Source organism: Deltaproteobacteria bacterium (genome assembly GCA_021737785.1).
Classification (GTDB): Bacteria; Desulfobacterota; DSM-4660; order Desulfatiglandales; family Desulfatiglandaceae; genus AUK324.
The window spans coordinates 14,399-31,573 of record JAIPDI010000043.1 but is presented as its reverse complement, the minus strand read 5'-3'; the positions used below and the strand labels follow the sequence as shown (position 1 = coordinate 31,573).

Sequence of the window (17,175 nt, the reverse complement as noted above, 5' to 3'; positions counted from 1 at the left end):
CTATATGTTCCGGCTCATATCCCAGGACCTCCCGCCTGAAGGACTCATATAAGAGATGCGGCCATCCAGATCGACGCTGAAGATGACGTCGTTAATCCTCTCCACAAGATCACGATATTTCTCTTCACTCTGTTTAAGCAGTTCCTCTTGTCGTGTCTTTTCGGTGATATCCTCTGAAGGCTCGAGAGCCCGAATGATCTCTCCTTTTTCGTTCAGTATGGGGATGCCCTGGATGCGCCATATCTTACCGTCGGGCGTGGTCTTGACTACTGTTTCCAATTTTCCCGTTGCAAGTGATTTTCGAACCGGGCAGTCCGGACAGGCATCTTGACGCCTTTGCCATATTTCATAGCAAAATTTTCCGGTTAATTCCTCCCTTTGCATCGCCACGGATTGACAGGCCGCCAGATTGGCCCACAGAATGCGGCCTCCCACGTCCTGCAAAACAGCGTGGTCAGGCTGGTGATCCAGAATGGTCGTTTTTTCAATCTCAGCATCTTTAATGGCCTTCTCAGCCTCTTTGAGTTTGGTGATATCAATTGCGACGCCCAGGATGCAATTCTCTTTGTCCGGCAGCGACAGAGGGGCTTTGACCGTATAAAACCAGCAGGTCGTGCCATCCTTTCTTGTCAACGGTTCATCGGTAATTATCTTTGAGCGTTTCGTTTGCATGACCTCTTGATCGTCCGCTATGAATGATCTGGCTTCGTCTTCGCTCAGTTTTCCCAATTGCGCCAGTTCCATGTCCGTTCTGCCGACCAGCTCATCCGGCGAGGCATGATAAAGACTGGCAAGTGCATTGTTTGCCAACAAATATCTGCCGTCTTGGTCTTTTACAAACACACCATTCGGTGTCGCATCAACAACCGTCCTCAAAATGATTTGGGATTCTTTCAGTTCCATAAGCGCGCGGTTGATTTCAGTAATATCCCGTACAACGCCGATAATGCCTGTCGGCTCGTCGTCCGCACTGTACACAAAATTTGCCTGTACCTCGGTCATGACCGTTACGCCGCCTTTGCCGACAAGTTCAACCTTCACTTGGACAGGCTCCTTGGTTCTCGTCCCTTTATTGTGTTCCGCGAGTTCTTCATCATAAACCTTTATACAGCGTTCATACGAATCAAGGGTCATCAATTCCCTTAGGGTTCGAGCCATCGCTTCTTCAGGGGTAAACCCCAGCAGCAGCCCGACAGACCGGCTGAGATAAGTGAGTCTCATCTCCATATCCATGGTCCAGATGACATTCGTCACGTTTTCAGCCAGGAACCGGTATTTCTCCTCACTTTCCCGAAGGGATGCTTCAGTCCGTTCGAGATCACGTACCTTCTGTTCCAGTTCTTCGTAAGTAGGTTTTTCAGGCATGTTGAACCTCGGTGCTGGTCGAAGCGTAGCGGAGATCCCGTCTTTAGCGGGATTGCTCGTTACTAGTTACTCGTTCTTGGGGTTTGTTGGGTTGATAGGGTTTATTGAATTCGTTGGGTTTTTGCTGAACTCTGACTCCTGGCGTCTGACCCCTGGTTTTCGTTAATCGTTACTGATTGCCGGTTGGGGGTCTCACCCTCTCACCCTCTCAACTTCTCACCTTCTTCTTCCAACAGCCGGTTACTCATTTCCCTTCATTGCTCACACTGTCTACTGCTTACTCCCTACCGCCTACTGGTTTTTCCCGATCTCCGGTCACGTCATCCCCAAACAGGCAGTCATAAACGTCCTGGACCGATCCCACCCCCGATACCTTCATCTTCTTGGGAGATTTCAGGCCCTCAAGGCTGGTTCTGGGGAGAATGGCGTGTAAAAATCCTAACTTGGCGGCCTCGTTGAGCCGCATCTCAGGCTGACTCACCCCACGTACCTCGCCGGCAAGTCCTACCTCGCCGAACACCACCAGGTCACGGCTGATGGGCCGGTTCAGGAAGCTCGACATCATGGCCGAAACAATCCCCAGGTCCGCGGCCGGTTCGTCCACCTTCAGGCCTCCGGCCACGTTCACGAAGATATCCTGATCCCCCAGTTCCATGCCCAGCCGTTTTCCCAGTACGGCCACCAGGAGGGAAATCCGGTTGTGGTCCACACCGATGGACGTTCTTCGGGGCATGCCCAACGGGCTCGGTCCGACCAGGGCCTGGATCTCCACCAGGAGGGGCCGAGTCCCTTCCATGCACGAAATCACCGCTGATCCCGGCACGTCTTCGGGTCTCTCTTGAAGGAAGATCCTGGAAGGGTTTCCCACCGCATCGAGCCCCGAGTCCGTCATCTCGAATACGCCGATCTCGTTGGTGGAGCCGTATCGGTTCTTTACGGCACGCAATATCCTGAACAGGTGTCCCCGGTCCCCCTCGAAATATAGGACCGTGTCCACCAGGTGCTCCAGGACCTTTGGACCGGCAATGGCCCCGTCTTTGGTCACATGGCCCACCAGGAAGACCGGTATCCCCGTTCCCTTGGCATAGGCCATCAAGCGGGAAGCCACCTCCCTGACCTGCCCCACGCTTCCGGGGGCTGAGGGCATATCCTCCGTATAGAAGGTCTGGATCGAGTCGACGGCCACGATGTCCGGCTTCAGCAGGGCCACACGCTTAAAAAAATCCTCGATACAGGTGCCTGTCATGACATACAGATCCTTCGAATGAAGGCTCAGCCTCTCGGCCCTAAGCTTTATCTGCTGGGGGGATTCCTCGCCTGAAAGGTACACGGCCCGCAAGTCCTGATGCGCCAGTCGATCCAGCACCTGGAGAATAATGGTCGATTTCCCAATTCCGGGGTCCCCGCCGATCAGGATCAGAGAGCCGGGGACCACGCCGCCCCCGAGGGTCCGGTCGAATTCGGAAAGCCCGGTTTTCAATCGCATCTCCGGGGCCAGGGAAATGGCCTCCAGACGTTCCGCCTGCCCCATTCCAGAGGCCGGGCCCCGGGTCTCCTTCCCCGGTTTCTTGCGGAGTTCCTCCACCATACTGCTCCACTGACCGCAGTCAGGGCACCGGCCCATCCACTTGAGGGCCTCATACCCGCAGTTCTGACAGACAAAGCTGGTTTTTTCTTTTTTAGTCATTTCTAAATAGTTGAATGAATCCTGAGACGAAAATGGATATCCTGATTATCACCGCAAGGCACGGGGAACGCAAAGGGACTTATGTTTATGCTTTTGCTGATCGCGGTTCAATAGACAGAGAAATATGAACAGGGCACGGAGGCCGCAAAACAGGAAATCGGCCCTTGTGGTATTTCCAGCCCTGGGAAACCTTTTACCGTTGTTTCACCGGGGTGGCTTTGTGTGAGATAGTTTTGACTTACGGCTATGCCGGAGATTCGATCTCACTCCCACCGGCCGTCATCCCTCTTCCTGAGATCCGTGTACCCCACCCTCCCCTGGTCCGTGATAAACGAACTCAGGAGCCAGTTTACCAGGCTGATAATCAGGGCGCCCCATACGGCCGACCAGAACCCTTGCACCACGAAGCCGGAAATGACGCCCGAGGCCATCTTCAACAGGAGCGCATTGATGACAAATGTAAAGAGACCGAGGGTCAGGATATTGATGGGGAGGGTCAGGATGAGGAGGACCGGCCGGAAAAAGACGTTCAGGACCCCCAGAATAGCGGCCGCAAAAAACGCGCTGAAAAAGCCGCTCACCTGGATCCCGCTTATCAGATAAGAGGCAACTGTAATCGCAGCAGTCAAAATCAACCATCTTATGAGTAATCCCATGGATTTTTCTCCTGATGTGGACCCATTTTCTGTATTGTTTAAGGGGTGAGTGCATCCGCACTCCTCTGAACAGACGCATTGTATGCATGACCGTTTGGGATGTCAAACAATTCACTCAAATCGACTTAAATGGATGGCATCAATGCCGCAGATCTGTTATAAAATGGATCAAAATTCAGGAATTCAGGAATTCAGGGATTGAGGAGCTCAGGAATGGAACCATTGATCGCAAAGGGGGCCGAGATCATCGCTGCGGCCCAAAAGATCCTGGTATTTACCGGGGCCGGACTCAGCACGGAATCGGGAATTCCCGATTTCAGAAGTCCCGGGGGCATATGGGAGAAGTATGATCCTGCGGACTTCTATTTTCAGAGGTTTATTTCTGATGAAACCGCCCGGGAAAAATACTGGCAGATGAGCACCGAGTTTTACGGCGTCATACAGGATGCAATGCCCAACCGGGCGCACGTTGCCATCAAAACCCTGGAAGACCAGGGAAAACTATTAGCCATCGTGACACAGAATATCGACCATCTCCACCACAAGGCGGGCAACTCCCCGGAAAAGATCATTGAACTCCACGGTACGGCAATCTCGGTATCGTGCCTGAGCTGCAAAAAGAGATATGACAGGGATGAGATCCAGGGCCGGTTGCGTTCAGGGACCAAGGTCCCCTATTGTGATGACTGCGGCGGCATATTAAAGCCCGATACCATCTCGTTCGGCCAGGCCATGCCCGAGGCGGAGATGGAACAATCCATCCGCTATGCAGGCGAATGCGACCTCTGTATCGTCCTGGGCTCTTCCCTGGTGGTCTACCCTGCAGCATCCGTGCCCCTGCACGCGGCCCGGAGCGGGGCCAGGCTGATGATCGTCAACCGGGACCCCACGCCTCAGGATACGGAGGCGGATGTCGTCATCCGCATGCCGGTGTCAGAGGCCCTGGACCAGATGCTGGGGAGTTTTTTTTCTTGAAACCATGATGTATTCAGGCTATTTATCGTATAAACAGGTTCCAAGATTCAAGGGTTCAAAGTCCGCCCTGGTGCGACGTGTCGGAAAATGCTCAGTGTGTGCATTCGCAGGCTTGTACAACGCCTCTCGGTTATAGTCGTCATCATCGGTCTGGCCCACGGGTTCAATGTCGAGGCGTTTTTGTTTCTATGTTCGATGTTGGGCGTTCGATGTTGGATGTTTTTTTAATACGGTAAGGAGATCTTTCATGTTGCGAATCGGGTTTGTTGGATGGCGGGGCATGGTTGGATCGGTCCTCATGGGCCGGATGAACCAGGAGCAGGATTTTAAAGATTTTGAACCGGTCTTCTTCACCACCTCCAATGTGGGCGGAAAAGGTCCGGACGTGGGTCTCAATATCCCGCCTTTAAGGGATGCCTATGACATCAGCCTCCTCTCCTCGCTCGACATCATCGTCACCTGCCAGGGGGGCGACTATAGCAAAGACGTCTATCCCAGGCTCAAAGCGACCGGTTGGGATGGCTACTGGATCGATTCGGCCTCGGCCCTGAGGCTGGCCGACGATGCCATTATTGTCCTCGATCCGGTGAACAGGCCTGTCATTGAGGCCGGGCTGTCAGCCGGCATCAGAACCTATGTGGGCGGCAACTGCACGGTCAGTCTCATGCTCATGGGGCTCTCAGGCCTGTTTTCAGCGGGCCTGATTGAATGGATTTCGGCCATGACCTATCAGGCCGCGTCGGGCGCAGGGGCCAAAAACATGAAAGAACTCATCGCCCAGATGCGTGTGCTGGGCAACGCCTCAAAGGAACTCCTGGATGATCCGGCATCTTCGGCCATTGACATCGACCGGATCGTAACCGAGCAGATGCGGGGGGCCGCCTTTCCCACGGACAACTTCCTGGCCCCCCTTGCCGGGAGCCTCATCCCCTGGATCGATTCGCCCATGGAATCGGGCCAGACCCGGGAGGAATGGAAAGGCCAGGTCGAGACCAACAAGATTCTGAACAGCAAAGCGCCAATACCGGTGGACGGCCTCTGTGTGCGGGTGGGGGCCATGCGGTGCCACAGCCAGGGTCTTACCATCAAACTGACCCGGGACATTCCTTTGAGCGAGATTTCAGAGATCATTCAAAAAGGGAATCCCTGGGTAACCCTGGTTCCCAATGACAAGGAATCCACCTTGAAATACCTGACTCCCGCAGCGGTGAACGGGACCCTGACGGTCCCGGTGGGGAGACTTCGGAAGATGCTCCTGGGACCCGAATACGTGACAGCCTTCACCGTTGGGGATCAGCTCCTGTGGGGGGCGGCCGAGCCAATACGGAGAATACTCAACATCGTCATTGAACATCTGTCCTAGCTGTTCAGCCTCGGCCGGTTTTCTGATCCGGGAACGGGAATATGTTGACAAACCGAACCCTGTGACTAAAATAGGATCTCCATACAGCCATGGGGAAGTGGAAAGCTCACTGGTGGGGCTCCCGGACTTCAAATCCGGTGTACCGGGCTAAAACCTCGGTAGGTGGGTTCGATTCCCATGCACTTCCGCCATAATGATATCAAGTAATTAAGGCACTTTCTTAAAGGGAAGTGCCTTTTTTATTTCAGGGCCGAAAAATTCTAAAAGCGATCTATGGCGTCCAACACGCTGGCGGCAAATTCCGGGTCATTGATATGGGCGGGGGATTCGATGCACCGGATGCCGGCAGGGAGGTTGGCCCGGAGTGTTTCTGAAAATACCCGTCTTACCTCCGGGGCTTCCAATGGACCTCCGGGTGAATCAAAGGCGGAAAAGCCGCCCATCGGGATGAGGACCGATACCGGACCTTTTGCCCTCCGGCACAACTCCGCGACGCGGCCTGCAATGGCTTTCATCTCCTCCGGACCTGTCGCCACGGTACTGATGGCCGCATTATGCGCATGGAGACGCCGGCCGGGATAGCGTTCCTTTGCCAGGGCAAGGGGGCCTGTCACCAGGAAGTCTGTATTGCCCGGAACCAATACCGTAGGCACCCCCTTTTCGAGGGCCGCCAGGCCCCTGGCCGGACCCGCGTCGTAATCCCCGCCGAACAGGTGATCGCCCAGTTCATGGAGCGAAAGGTCCACCACCACCTCCACCTCTTCATCGCGGATCAGCTCATCCATGGCCTCGCCGCCGGAACCCACCGTATGGAATGTAATAACCTCTTTTCCCCTTTTCTCAAACCCCGCTCTCACCTCCAATGCACACGCCTCAGTGGTCCCGAGGGTGGAGAGCGCCACCAGGGGAGACGTTTCACTGAGATTCTTCCGGATCCCCTTTACCATCCCGGCCAAGGCCAGTCCCCCCTCCCGGATCACCTTTCTGGTGATCCTGTTGAGACCGGAGAGGTCGCAGACCGAATGAAGCATCAGGATATCCTTGGTACCCACAAAGGGCCGTGTATTTTTGGAGGCCATGGTGGAGATCATGACCTTGGGAAACCCGATGGGGAGCGTCCGCATGACTGCCGTGCCGAGGGTGGTTCCCATGGAACCGCCGATCTCTATGACGCCCTCTATCTCCCCCTTCTCGTAAAGGGGAGCAGTGCATTGGATTGCCCCCCTTATCATGACATCCAATGCATCTCCCTCGTGACCGATATTCTGAACCTCGCTGAGAACGCTCCCGGCCGATTTTGCCACACGGTCTCTGCTGATTTCCACAGGGAAGGGGCTCTGTCCCCGTATCCCTGCATCCATGACGATGACGTCCAGGCCTTCCTCTTCCAGGCACTCCTTCAGGAACATCGTCTCTTTCCCCTTTGTATCCATGGTGGCGATAATCAGAACGCGATGGGTCATGTTCAACAGGTCCTCCCTTCCATCCCCAGCCTTCGGATGGCGGTAATCGATATCGTCAATATACAGCGGATTACACCGGATGAATCCGCGTCCTTTTCTTATGGGTAATTCCGGTCACCGGCCTGAGAGACCGGATTACGACGTCCCTTCGATTTTTCCAGCCTTGAATTTATCCCAGAATTCCTTATTGTGACCCTTCCAGTCGCGGCCCCATTTTCTGTCAAAATAGGAAGCGGTCACCTGCCGGCGCCAGGACTCCCACGGGGATTCACCCTTGTCCTGGGATTTCAGTATATCTATCAGGAAGGTCGTGATGTTCGGCATCTCCTCCTTGGGGAGGTAGGAATCGGCGCCTCCCTGCATGGACTTGACCAGATTATCAGGACTTAATGCGTTGGCGGTCAACATGACGGCCGTTATGTTTCTCCGTTTGGCGATGTTCAACAGCTTGTACCCGTCAACGCCCATGATATCCAGGATCGCCAGGTCAAAGGCCTCTCTCTCCAGGAGTTCCCTGGCATCCTCAAAGGTGGAGGCACTGGTGACCTCGCACATATCCAGTATCTCCTCCAGCACATCCAGTACGTCCGGTTCATCATCCACCAGCAAGACCTTCTTGCCATCCAGCAGCATCGTATCCGCCATGACTGACTGACCTCCTTGATTGAGACGGGCAGGGTGAGCCTGCCCGGCAAATTGGAACATTCTCACGCCCGTTTGTATATACCAGAAAGGGACAAATGAGAAGGAAAAAGCGCTTGTGGATACGGGTTGCCGGATACTGGGGTTTAGTGAGCTTGTTGAGTTCATTGAGTTTATTGGGTTTACGGAGTTTGCTCGGCTTTGGGTTTTCAGCTTTGAGCTTCTTTCCTTGCGCCTACCGCTTAAACCCCTTGAGCATCAGGTCGATGATATGATCGGTATTGCCCTTTTCGGGCTGCTTCAGGACCTCTTCAGTGAAATGTGTCTTGCCCGCTGCGGTTACAGGTCGTGATTGGGTTGAAAAGATGTTTTCCGGAAAGGGCAGATCCCTGTCAATGGCCCATTCGATATCCTGGGGGGATCCGTAATGCGCTTCTATGCGAATGCCCATCTTTGCGATCTCCACCACCTCGCCGACGCTGAGGCAGGGGATTGCCTGCTGATCAGAAGGGACACCCTCCACCACCGTTCCGCGCCCATTTGCCACGACCATCTGATCTTTTTGACCGATAATGCTCTGTCTGATGGAGAGGGACTTTTTTGCGATCACGAAATTGTCGGGGGAAACCATCCCCTGTACGATACTTTCCCCAAACCCCCAGTTGGCATCGATGGTAATTCTGGACCGATCGCCGGTGATGGGATCCACTGTAAACATCACCCCAGCGGACCTGGAGTTGACCATCTTCTGTATGCCTACGCTGATGTACACACCGTCCTGGGGAAATCCGACTTTCGTCCTGTAAGCGATGGCCCTGTCGGTAAAGAGACTCGCCCAGCACTGATGCGTGGCGGCGATAACCGCATCGTTCCCCCAGATCCAGAGATAGGTATCCTGCTGTCCTGCGAAACTGGCTTCCTCAAGGTCTTCTGCCGTGGCGCTGGACCTTACGGCCACCGGGAGGTCCCTGCTGCCGCACCTCTCACACAGGGCGCCATAGGCCGATAGGATTTCGGCCCGGACATCATCCGGGATGGGCGTGGAGATGATGGCCTCGCGAATCCTGGTCCCGGCCCTGGATACTGCCTTGATGTCATCGGGAGGCACGCCCGCCACGCTCTCTCGCACCAGATCCCAGAGTCCCGCGCCCTCCATGTAGCGCTGAAACCCCCTGCTCGTTACGGCAAATCCAGGGGGAACCCGGATGCCGGCGTTCACCATCTCTCCCAGATTTGCATTCTTTCCGCCCACCAGGGGAAGCGCCTTTTTGCTGCATTCTTCAAACCAGAGGACATATTGATAGTCGGATACCATGTTGTTCTCCTCCTGCCCATTCGCCGAATTGCCGGACGGGCGTCCCTTCCATCGATGATCAACCGGCAAGCCTGCCTGATCCCCGGCCGATCCCATCTCCGGAAGGAATCACGCGTCCGCTTCTCTACAGAAGTCCTTAACCGGTGACGCTTATTTGTCTAATATATAGACCACGCCGTTGTCTCCATCCACCTTGATTCGTTGGCCTGTCTTAATCTTGCCGGTTCCCTCAAACACGTTGATGACACAGGGGATGCCATACTCCCTGCTGACAATGGCCGAATGGGAGAGGCTCGCTCCCCTGTCCACCACTACCCCATTCAGAAGCCCGAACACCGGGGTCCAGCTCGGCGCCGTGGAGGCAGCGACCAGGATATCCCCTTTCTGGACCTCTTCCAATTGCTCCTCTTTCATAATGACCCTGGCCGGACCTTCTGCAACGCCCCCCGAACCGCAGATCCCATACAGATCCGCGTTCAGTTCAGGCTTGGGCACCGGCATGGCGCCCACCACCACCTTCAGGGCGATGGGATCATTGGACTGAACCAGGACCCCCATGGCGTCGTCCATGGTAAATCCTTCCCTGAGGATGGCTGGTGGGTTCTCCTTACTGCACCATTCCTTCCACTCCTTTTTTCTTCTTTCGGTGATATGGCGGAGGTTGAAACCATCCGGGACCATGGCAACGGCCCGCATCTCATCAGGCATGAGGAAGAAGGTGTCTTCAGGGTCATCGATCACCTGGGCGGCCGCCAGCCGCTTCCCGATGGCCAGACACGATCTTCGCATGAGGGCGTGGGTGTGAAGATCCAGATAATGATTGTGTTCCTCGCTGAAAGCGCCTGTCTTCTGGGCCAGACCGAGAAGCATCTTGAACCATCCCTGCTGGTCCTCAGGGATTCTCTCCAGGACCTCCTCTGTGGCCTCTTCGCGACGTCGCGCCAGCCCTTCCCTCTCCTTGTCCAGGTTGAATTCCCCCCCCTGTTTGAGGAAGAACTTCACACTGGTAATGGCCGGTGTCGGGTCTTCCACCCAGGCCGGGAGGTTGATCTCCGCCATGCGCTGCATGCGCCACCCGTCCTCATCGAGTAATATCTTCAGTTGTCCCAGCCAATTTCTTCCGGCCTCGCTATCCCCCAGGGAAGCCAAGGCCTCTCCTGCCCCGCTGTTCAGTATGACATCGGCAATCCCCAATTCCTCGGCCGTCTTGGAGAGTTTCCACAGTTCCCTGTCCACCTGGAACACCTTGTTGTCGAAGCCCCGCAGCAGGTCGTGAAAGGTGGGATGGGTGTCATCAATTCCCAAGGCCTCCTTGCAGATATTCTCAAAGAGGATGAAGGCGGTGTCCACCCCGTACATCATATGCATGTGGATTTCCCACATCCGCCGGCAAACATTGATGGTGTCCTCGAAATTGGCCAGAAGCTCGGCGTTGGTGGCGGTCTCCACGTCCGTCGATTTCAACCGCTTGTAGTGTCCGAGCATTTCATTTACATATCCCCCCCACAGGCCGTCATAGTCGTCGATGAAGGGGCGAATGGCCTCCCGGAACCGGACTCCCCGTGCGTCTTGTTCCTCCTTATCCATGACCAGGTTGAGGGTCAAATATCCCCCGCCGTCCTTGAAGCGCCAGTCCCATCCCTTGACTGTGGGCAGGCTCAGTTTCTCGGCCCCGTACTGCATCCCGTGACGGCAGAAATTGATCCAGAACCATCCGAACATCGGCGTCCAGGGGGGAACGGAATGGGTGGCGTCCAGAAACCACGCCGGTGATTTTTCAAGGTCCACCTTTTCATCAAACTCCAACCCAGGTACCACGTCATACATTTTCATCTTTGCACCCTCCCTACTCACGAGATTGACGGTTTCTGCCAACGAACGGGTCCCCAATGCGGTCGCCCTCCCTCAAAATATGCAATACGTCAGCGGCATCGCCTGCAAGACATCTCAATCGATCACAGAAAGCACAACAAGAGATGAAGCGCCCTTGTAGGGCTCGCCTGGTTGCAGGTAATTTCCGACGTGGATCATCACATCAAGAAGACACCATCAAACACAAACAGATTTGGTGCGGGTCTCATTTTATTACTCGACGATCGTGAGTGCATCCGCATCGCACCACAAGACGCACTGTGGATCCGGGGGCTCACCGCAAAAATCACATTTCAAGGGGATCGCCGTAACAGGCTCCTTGAATATGGACTTGACCGGGCATGAGGCCCGACACACAACACATCCGTCAACCTCCCTCCCCTCCACCCGCACCACATCCTTTGAATTGCACATGGCCTCGGTATAGGGTCCCGCAATGACGGGGATGCAGAAGTCTTCCCCGAGAAATACCCGGATTCTCGACCTCCGGGGATTGACGGCATCCGTGTGCTGTAGGGAACAGATGACCTCGCAGAGCTTGCATCCCGTGCATTTGGTATAATCGATCTTTATCCTCACATCTCCGCCCCTTCCTTTTCCAGGCCCAACTCCTTCAATTTCGCGGGCGTCGGCACGCCTTCTTCATCCCAGCCTCTGAGGACATAATACTCGGACAGCATCCGATCCAGATGAACCACCTGATTCTTGACCCGGGGCTCATCCGTCATCCTCTTGGGAAGCCGGTCATCCTTCTTGCTGAGTCCCGCCTTCAGATTGAATATCCGTTCCAGGTTCCAGATCCGCTCGCCGATCAGCGACAGCTCCGCTTCGGTATACGCGACCCCGGTGGTGATGCGGAGCCAGGAGAGGAGTTTTTCGCCCCAAAGCGGACCATGGTAAATAATCCAGCACAGGACGCCTGAGTCCACCACGGCCACGTAGTCCTGGTCCTGTTTGGTCTGCGCCACATGGTGCAAGGGGTCTTTCCTCCCTTCATAAAAAGGGAGGGTGGCCTTGGTATGACATCCGCCCACATTATTGGTGGCATACTGAAGCCCGATGACTTCGATTCCCTGGGGATGCCAGGCGGGCATCCCCATCCCCTTGATCCCCATAAAAAGCTCGGGGTGGCCGTATTGCCGGGCCAGGGCATCCCCCCCCTCCGCCAACAGGGCCCCGAAATTTTCCCGAAGGGCCGTCATTTTCATCAGCTGAAACATGGCGTCCGTACTGCCGAATCTCAAAGGGAAGCCGACGTCCTTTTCCGGGAGATACCCGCTTTCAGAAAGTTCCATGGCGCAGGAGATAATGGCCCCGGCAGAGATGGTGTCCATGCCCAGTTCATTACAGAGATAATTGGCGCGAAAGATATCGTCCAGATCGCCGATGCCGCAGTTGGACCCCAGGAGGGCCATGGACTCATGTTCCGGACCTTTGGCCGTGCCCGGATATGCCAGGTCTTGTATCCGGCTCCGTTTCCCGCATGCGAACGGACAGCCGAAACATCCCTCGTCCCTGACACGGAGGCTGTCGCGGATGACATCCGGGTCTTCAAATTTGCAGAAGGGTTCAAAATAGCCGGACTGAAAGTTGAGCGCGGCCTGGGTCCCGGTCTTGTTGGCCCGCCCCGGAAGACTCCATGTCCCGTACCGGCGTCGCTTCTCCAGTGACTGATTGGCCCGGCCCTCTTCAAAGAATTCCATGACCGCCTTCTTGAAGCCGTCCACGTCCGCCACGGTCACATCGCCCGTGCCGCTGACCACAAGTCCTTTCAGCTTTTTGGAGCCCATGACCGCGCCCAGGCCAGACCGCCCTGCGGCCCTCCCCCCATCGGACATGATGCAGGCGAATTTGACCAGGTTCTCTCCGGCAGGCCCTATGGTCACGATGCTCATGTTGTTGAGTTCCCAGTTGTCGAACTCCCCGCTCATCTCCGAGCGGAGCAGGTGCTCGGTCGCTGTGGCCCACTTCCCCCAGAGGTGTGCGGCAGGCCTGATCTCCACCCTGTCATCCCGGATAACCACGTATACAGGGTCCGGTGATTGCCCCTCGATGATCAACAGATCATACCCGGCAAACTTGAGGTTCGGCCCGAAGTATCCGCCGCAGCAGGGGTTGGCGATGGCGCCGCTCAGAGGGGATTTGGATACCACAATATATCTCCCGCCGGCCGGGACCCCGGTCCCCACCAGCGGACCGGTCGCGAAGATCAGTTTATTTTCAGCGCCGAGGGGATCGATTCCCGGGTCCATCTCATCAAAGAGGAGTCTCAGGCCCGCACCGCGACCGCCGATATACTCCCTGAGCAGATTGGACGGGACCTCTTCAACAGAGCAGTTTTGCCGCGAGAGGTCGATCCTCAGCAGTTTTCCCTTCCAGGCAAACATGATGATCCTTTCAGATAGCAAGCGCCGAAAATGCCAAAATTATAAATTCCCAAAGCCACTAAGACACAAAGATCTCTTTTATCCAAAGGCCATTACCGAATAACGAACCCATCAAGACCTCTTCGCGTCCTTTGCGCCTTCGCGGTTCACCAAAACTTCTCCGCACGTTGTCCCGCAAGGCGGGATTACAGTCAAAGACTCTAAAGTGACAGCGTGATAACCACGCTTTTGAACTCGGAGCGCGGAGTTCGGAACGCGGAACGACAAAAAACGAACGCCTCACGCCTCATGCCTGACGCCTCACGCCTCATGCCTGACGGCTTGCGCCTAATGCCTTACCCTGTCGCCGCCTCAATCAAACACAAGGTCTGTTCCTCGCTGAACCCCTTGATGTCCAGGGCGCCGCTTCTGCACGAAGACACGCAGAGCCCGCACCCCTTGCACAGGGCCTCATGGACCACCGCCCTCTGTGTCTCCGGCATCACCTCGATCGCATGAAAGGGGCATATCTCCTGGCAGACCCCGCAACCGGCGCACCTCTGGTCATTGACCACGCAGATGGTCCCCCCCGCCATAATCTCCGATCTCGACAGGATGGTCATGGCCCTGGAGACCGCAGCCCTTGCCTGGGCAATACTCTCATCCATGAACTTTGGGCCGTGGGCCAGACCGGCCATGAAGATGCCGTCCGTGGCGAAATCCACCGGCCGGAGCTTCATATGGGCCTCCATGAAGAAGCCGTCCTCGGTGAGGGGAACCTTGAGGAGCTGCGACAGGGTCCGGTTGCCGGCAGGGGGGATTGTTGCAGCTGCCAGGGCGACCCGGTCTGCATCTATCATCAACCGCTGGCCCAATACCGGCTCTGTTACCGTCACCCTCAGGACAGACCGCCCCCCCGCTTCCACCATGCGGACATCCGGTTTGTCGTCCGCATCATACCGGATAAAGACCACCCCTCGATCAGCCGCCTCTTGATAGTAGTCCTCCCTGAACCCGTAGGTCCGCATGTCGCGATACAGCACGGTGATCTCCATCTCAGGGTGGATGGTCTTCAGTTTCAACGCGTCTTTTACGGCCTGGGCGCAGCATACCCGGCTGCAGTACGGCCTCTCCGGATCTCTCGATCCCACACACAGAATCATGACCAGGGCGCTGCACTCCCTGAACGCCTCCGGATGGGCGTCCATCGCATCCTCCAACTCGAGGAGGGTGGACACCCTCGGGTCTTCGCCGTACAGAAAGGTGTGCGGCCTGAATTCCTCGGCCCCGGTGGCGACGATCGTTACCCCGTGACTGATGGTTTTGATCAGGCGACCGTTTCCCGTGCGTATCCGACTGGAGAAATTCCCCACGTAACCGGAGAGGTCCACCAGTTCCGCCTCCGTATACACCTGTATCCCGAGGTCGGCATACACCTCGCGGATCAATCCCCGGACATAGGCCCCCACATCGCCCCCTTCGATGGTAAACCGGATGCGACGCCCCATGCCCCCCAGTTCTTCATCCTTTTCAACCAGGTGGACATGGACTCCCTGCCGGGCCAGGGCCAGGGCGCTGACCATGCCCGAAATCCCGCCCCCGATCACCAGGGCGGCCTTGGCTGCAGCATAGGATAACCGGCCCAGCGGACTCAGGAGGCGCGATTTGAAAACCGCCATCCTCACCAGATCCTCTGCCTTCCGGGTAGCTGTCTGCCGATCCCCCATATGGACCCAGGAACAGTGCTCCCGGATATTGGTCATCTCAAACAGGTGCGGGTTCAATCCGGCCTTTTTGAGCACACCCTGGAATACCGGTTCATGGGTCCTGGGCGTACATGCGGCCACCACCACCCGGTTCAGACGCTTCTCCCGGATGGTGCCCGCCATCCGGGTAATGGCATCGATGGAACAGGCAAAGGTATCCTCCTCAACATGGACGACCCCCTCCAACCCTTTGGCATATTCAACCACTCCGGCCACATCCACTCCCTTGACGATATTGGTCCCGCAGTCACAGACAAATACGCCGATCCTTGGCGGTTCCCCGGCAATATCCCGCTCAGGGGAATAGGATATCTCTGTGATCTGCGTCCCCCGGCGGTCTGAAAGGAATTCTGACGCCAAGGAGGCGGCGCCGCTGGCCATGGTCACGGAATCGGGGATATCCATGGGGCCGCGAAAGGTTCCGCACGCAAAGATTCCGGGCCGGGAGGTCTCCAATGGGAAAAACCCCCGGGTTTCACAGAACCCGTGTCCGTTGGTCGCGACGCTTAAACGCTTCGCCAGTGCCCGGTTGCCGTCCGGAGGGGACATGCCGACGGACAGCACCACCAGATCGAAGGCCTCATCCTGTACGCCCGTGCCGTTCACGCGATACCTGAGCACCACGTCTCCGGTCCCGGGTGTCTCTGTCAGAACGGAGGTCTTGCTCCAGATGAAGCGGACACCCGGGGTCTTTCTTGCCCGTTCGTAATAGCGCTCGAATCCTTTGCCATAGGCCCGGATATCGTTATGGAGGATAACGGCGTCGAGATCGGGGAGATTTTCCTTTGAGAGAATCACCTGTTTCATGGCGTACATGCAGCAGACCGCCGAACAATAGGTATGGCCGGCGGTGGCATCCCTGGATCCCACGCATTGGATCCATGCGATCTTCTTGGGCGGTTTCCCGTCCGACGGTCTTCGCAATGCCCCCCGATTGGGTCCCGAGGCGCTCAGGAGACGCTCAAACTCGAGGCTGGTAACGATATTTTGAAATCTCCCGTATCCGTACTGGCTCTGCTGTTCAGGCTGAAACGGCTCATAGCCCGGCGCCAGGATTACGCTGCCCACCTCTATCTTCAGTGTTTCTTCATGCTGGTGGAAATCAATCGCCTGATTCCTGCAAGCCGGTGCGCAGATCCGGCATTCTTTTCTTAGGAGAAACAGACAGTGTGCCGGATCGATGACGGAAACCGCCGGCACGGCCTGGGCAAAAGGGAGGTGAATCGATTTGAGGGTACTCAGGCCCTCGTTGTAGGGATCCGGGACACTTACCGGACAATACTCGGAACAGGTCCCGCACCCGGTGCATTTCGCGGGGTCGACATATCTCGGTTTCCGGCTCAGGAAGACCTCGAAGTTCCCGGCATCACCCTCGATCCCGTCCACCTCCGTGTCCGTGATGACGGATATATTGGGGTTTGTGGCACATTCAATGAACTTGGGAGACAGGATGCACATGGAGCAGTCATTGGTGGGGAAGGTCTTGTCCAACTGCGACATCCTCCCCCCGATGGACGGCCCCCTGTCCACAAGATAGACCTTGAAGCCTGAATCGGCCGTATCCAGCGCGGCCTGAATTCCGCTGACACCTCCGCCTACCACCAGGACCGCGCCGACCTTGTGTCTATCTGATGACGGGACAGAATGTGTGGGGTCCATGGGCCGAGTTCCTGTAGGGTTCAAGCGCCGAAATTCGACGTGTAAA

Annotated in this window: 12 protein-coding genes and 1 tRNA gene; 3 read left to right on the top strand and 10 right to left on the bottom strand. The window is 56.2% G+C overall.

The genetic code is table 11. From position 1 onward, the window contains the following. From K9N21_18335 to K9N21_18325, 3 genes are all read right to left on the bottom strand, one after another. Positions 1 to 1,365 carry a PAS domain S-box protein gene (locus tag K9N21_18335; GenBank protein ID MCF8145872.1) on the bottom strand — a complete coding sequence of 455 codons (1,365 nt, stop codon included), beginning with the start codon at positions 1,363 to 1,365 and terminating at the stop codon, positions 1 to 3. 277 nt (positions 1,366 to 1,642) lie between these two features. Then, entirely contained in the window at positions 1,643 to 3,052 is a 1,410-nt protein-coding gene (radA, locus tag K9N21_18330; GenBank protein MCF8145871.1) for a DNA repair protein RadA, read from the bottom strand. Positions 3,053 to 3,315: 263 nt separating this feature from the next. Next, positions 3,316 to 3,708: a phage holin family protein gene (locus tag K9N21_18325; GenBank protein ID MCF8145870.1), complete on the bottom strand. Its 393-nt coding sequence runs from the start codon at positions 3,706 to 3,708 to the stop codon at positions 3,316 to 3,318. 213 nt (positions 3,709 to 3,921) lie between these two features. Here K9N21_18325 and K9N21_18320 point away from each other — a divergent pair, with 213 nt between their 5' ends. From K9N21_18320 to K9N21_18310, 3 genes are all read left to right on the top strand, one after another. After that, entirely contained in the window at positions 3,922 to 4,683 is a 762-nt protein-coding gene (locus K9N21_18320) for a Sir2 family NAD-dependent protein deacetylase (GenBank protein MCF8145869.1), read from the top strand. 247 nt (positions 4,684 to 4,930) lie between these two features. Then, positions 4,931 to 6,046 carry an aspartate-semialdehyde dehydrogenase gene (gene asd, locus K9N21_18315; GenBank protein ID MCF8145868.1) on the top strand — a complete coding sequence of 372 codons (1,116 nt, stop codon included), beginning with the start codon at positions 4,931 to 4,933 and terminating at the stop codon, positions 6,044 to 6,046. Positions 6,047 to 6,139: 93 nt separating this feature from the next. Next, positions 6,140 to 6,237, top strand: a tRNA-Sec gene (locus K9N21_18310). Between the two features lie 69 nt (positions 6,238 to 6,306). On the opposite strand, the gene K9N21_18305 is transcribed toward K9N21_18310, so the two are convergent. The 7 genes from K9N21_18305 to K9N21_18275 form a co-directional block, all read right to left on the bottom strand. Then, complete coding sequence (locus K9N21_18305) at positions 6,307 to 7,509, bottom strand: Tm-1-like ATP-binding domain-containing protein (GenBank protein MCF8145867.1); 1,203 nt, start codon at positions 7,507 to 7,509, stop codon at positions 6,307 to 6,309. A 135-nt stretch (positions 7,510 to 7,644) separates the two neighbouring features. After that, positions 7,645 to 8,154 carry a response regulator gene (locus tag K9N21_18300; GenBank protein ID MCF8145866.1) on the bottom strand — a complete coding sequence of 170 codons (510 nt, stop codon included), beginning with the start codon at positions 8,152 to 8,154 and terminating at the stop codon, positions 7,645 to 7,647. Positions 8,155 to 8,386: 232 nt separating this feature from the next. Next, positions 8,387 to 9,466, bottom strand: a complete 1,080-nt coding sequence (locus tag K9N21_18295; GenBank protein ID MCF8145865.1) for a phenylphosphate synthase subunit beta — start codon at positions 9,464 to 9,466, stop codon at positions 8,387 to 8,389. Positions 9,467 to 9,616: 150 nt separating this feature from the next. Next, the gene (locus tag K9N21_18290) at positions 9,617 to 11,299 is read right to left on the bottom strand and encodes a phosphoenolpyruvate-utilizing protein (GenBank protein ID MCF8145864.1); all 1,683 of its coding nucleotides are present in this window, start codon (positions 11,297 to 11,299) and stop codon (positions 9,617 to 9,619) included. Between the two features lie 252 nt (positions 11,300 to 11,551). Further along, a complete protein-coding gene (locus tag K9N21_18285) occupies positions 11,552 to 11,917 on the bottom strand; it encodes a hypothetical protein (GenBank protein ID MCF8145863.1) in 366 nt (121 codons plus the stop codon). Next, positions 11,914 to 13,725, bottom strand: a complete 1,812-nt coding sequence (locus tag K9N21_18280) for an aldehyde ferredoxin oxidoreductase family protein (GenBank protein MCF8145862.1) — start codon at positions 13,723 to 13,725, stop codon at positions 11,914 to 11,916. The genes K9N21_18285 and K9N21_18280 overlap by 4 nt, the downstream gene beginning before the upstream one ends. A 335-nt stretch (positions 13,726 to 14,060) precedes the next feature. After that, entirely contained in the window at positions 14,061 to 17,129 is a 3,069-nt protein-coding gene (locus K9N21_18275) for an FAD-dependent oxidoreductase (protein MCF8145861.1), read from the bottom strand. Positions 17,130 to 17,175: the final 46 nt, after the last annotated feature.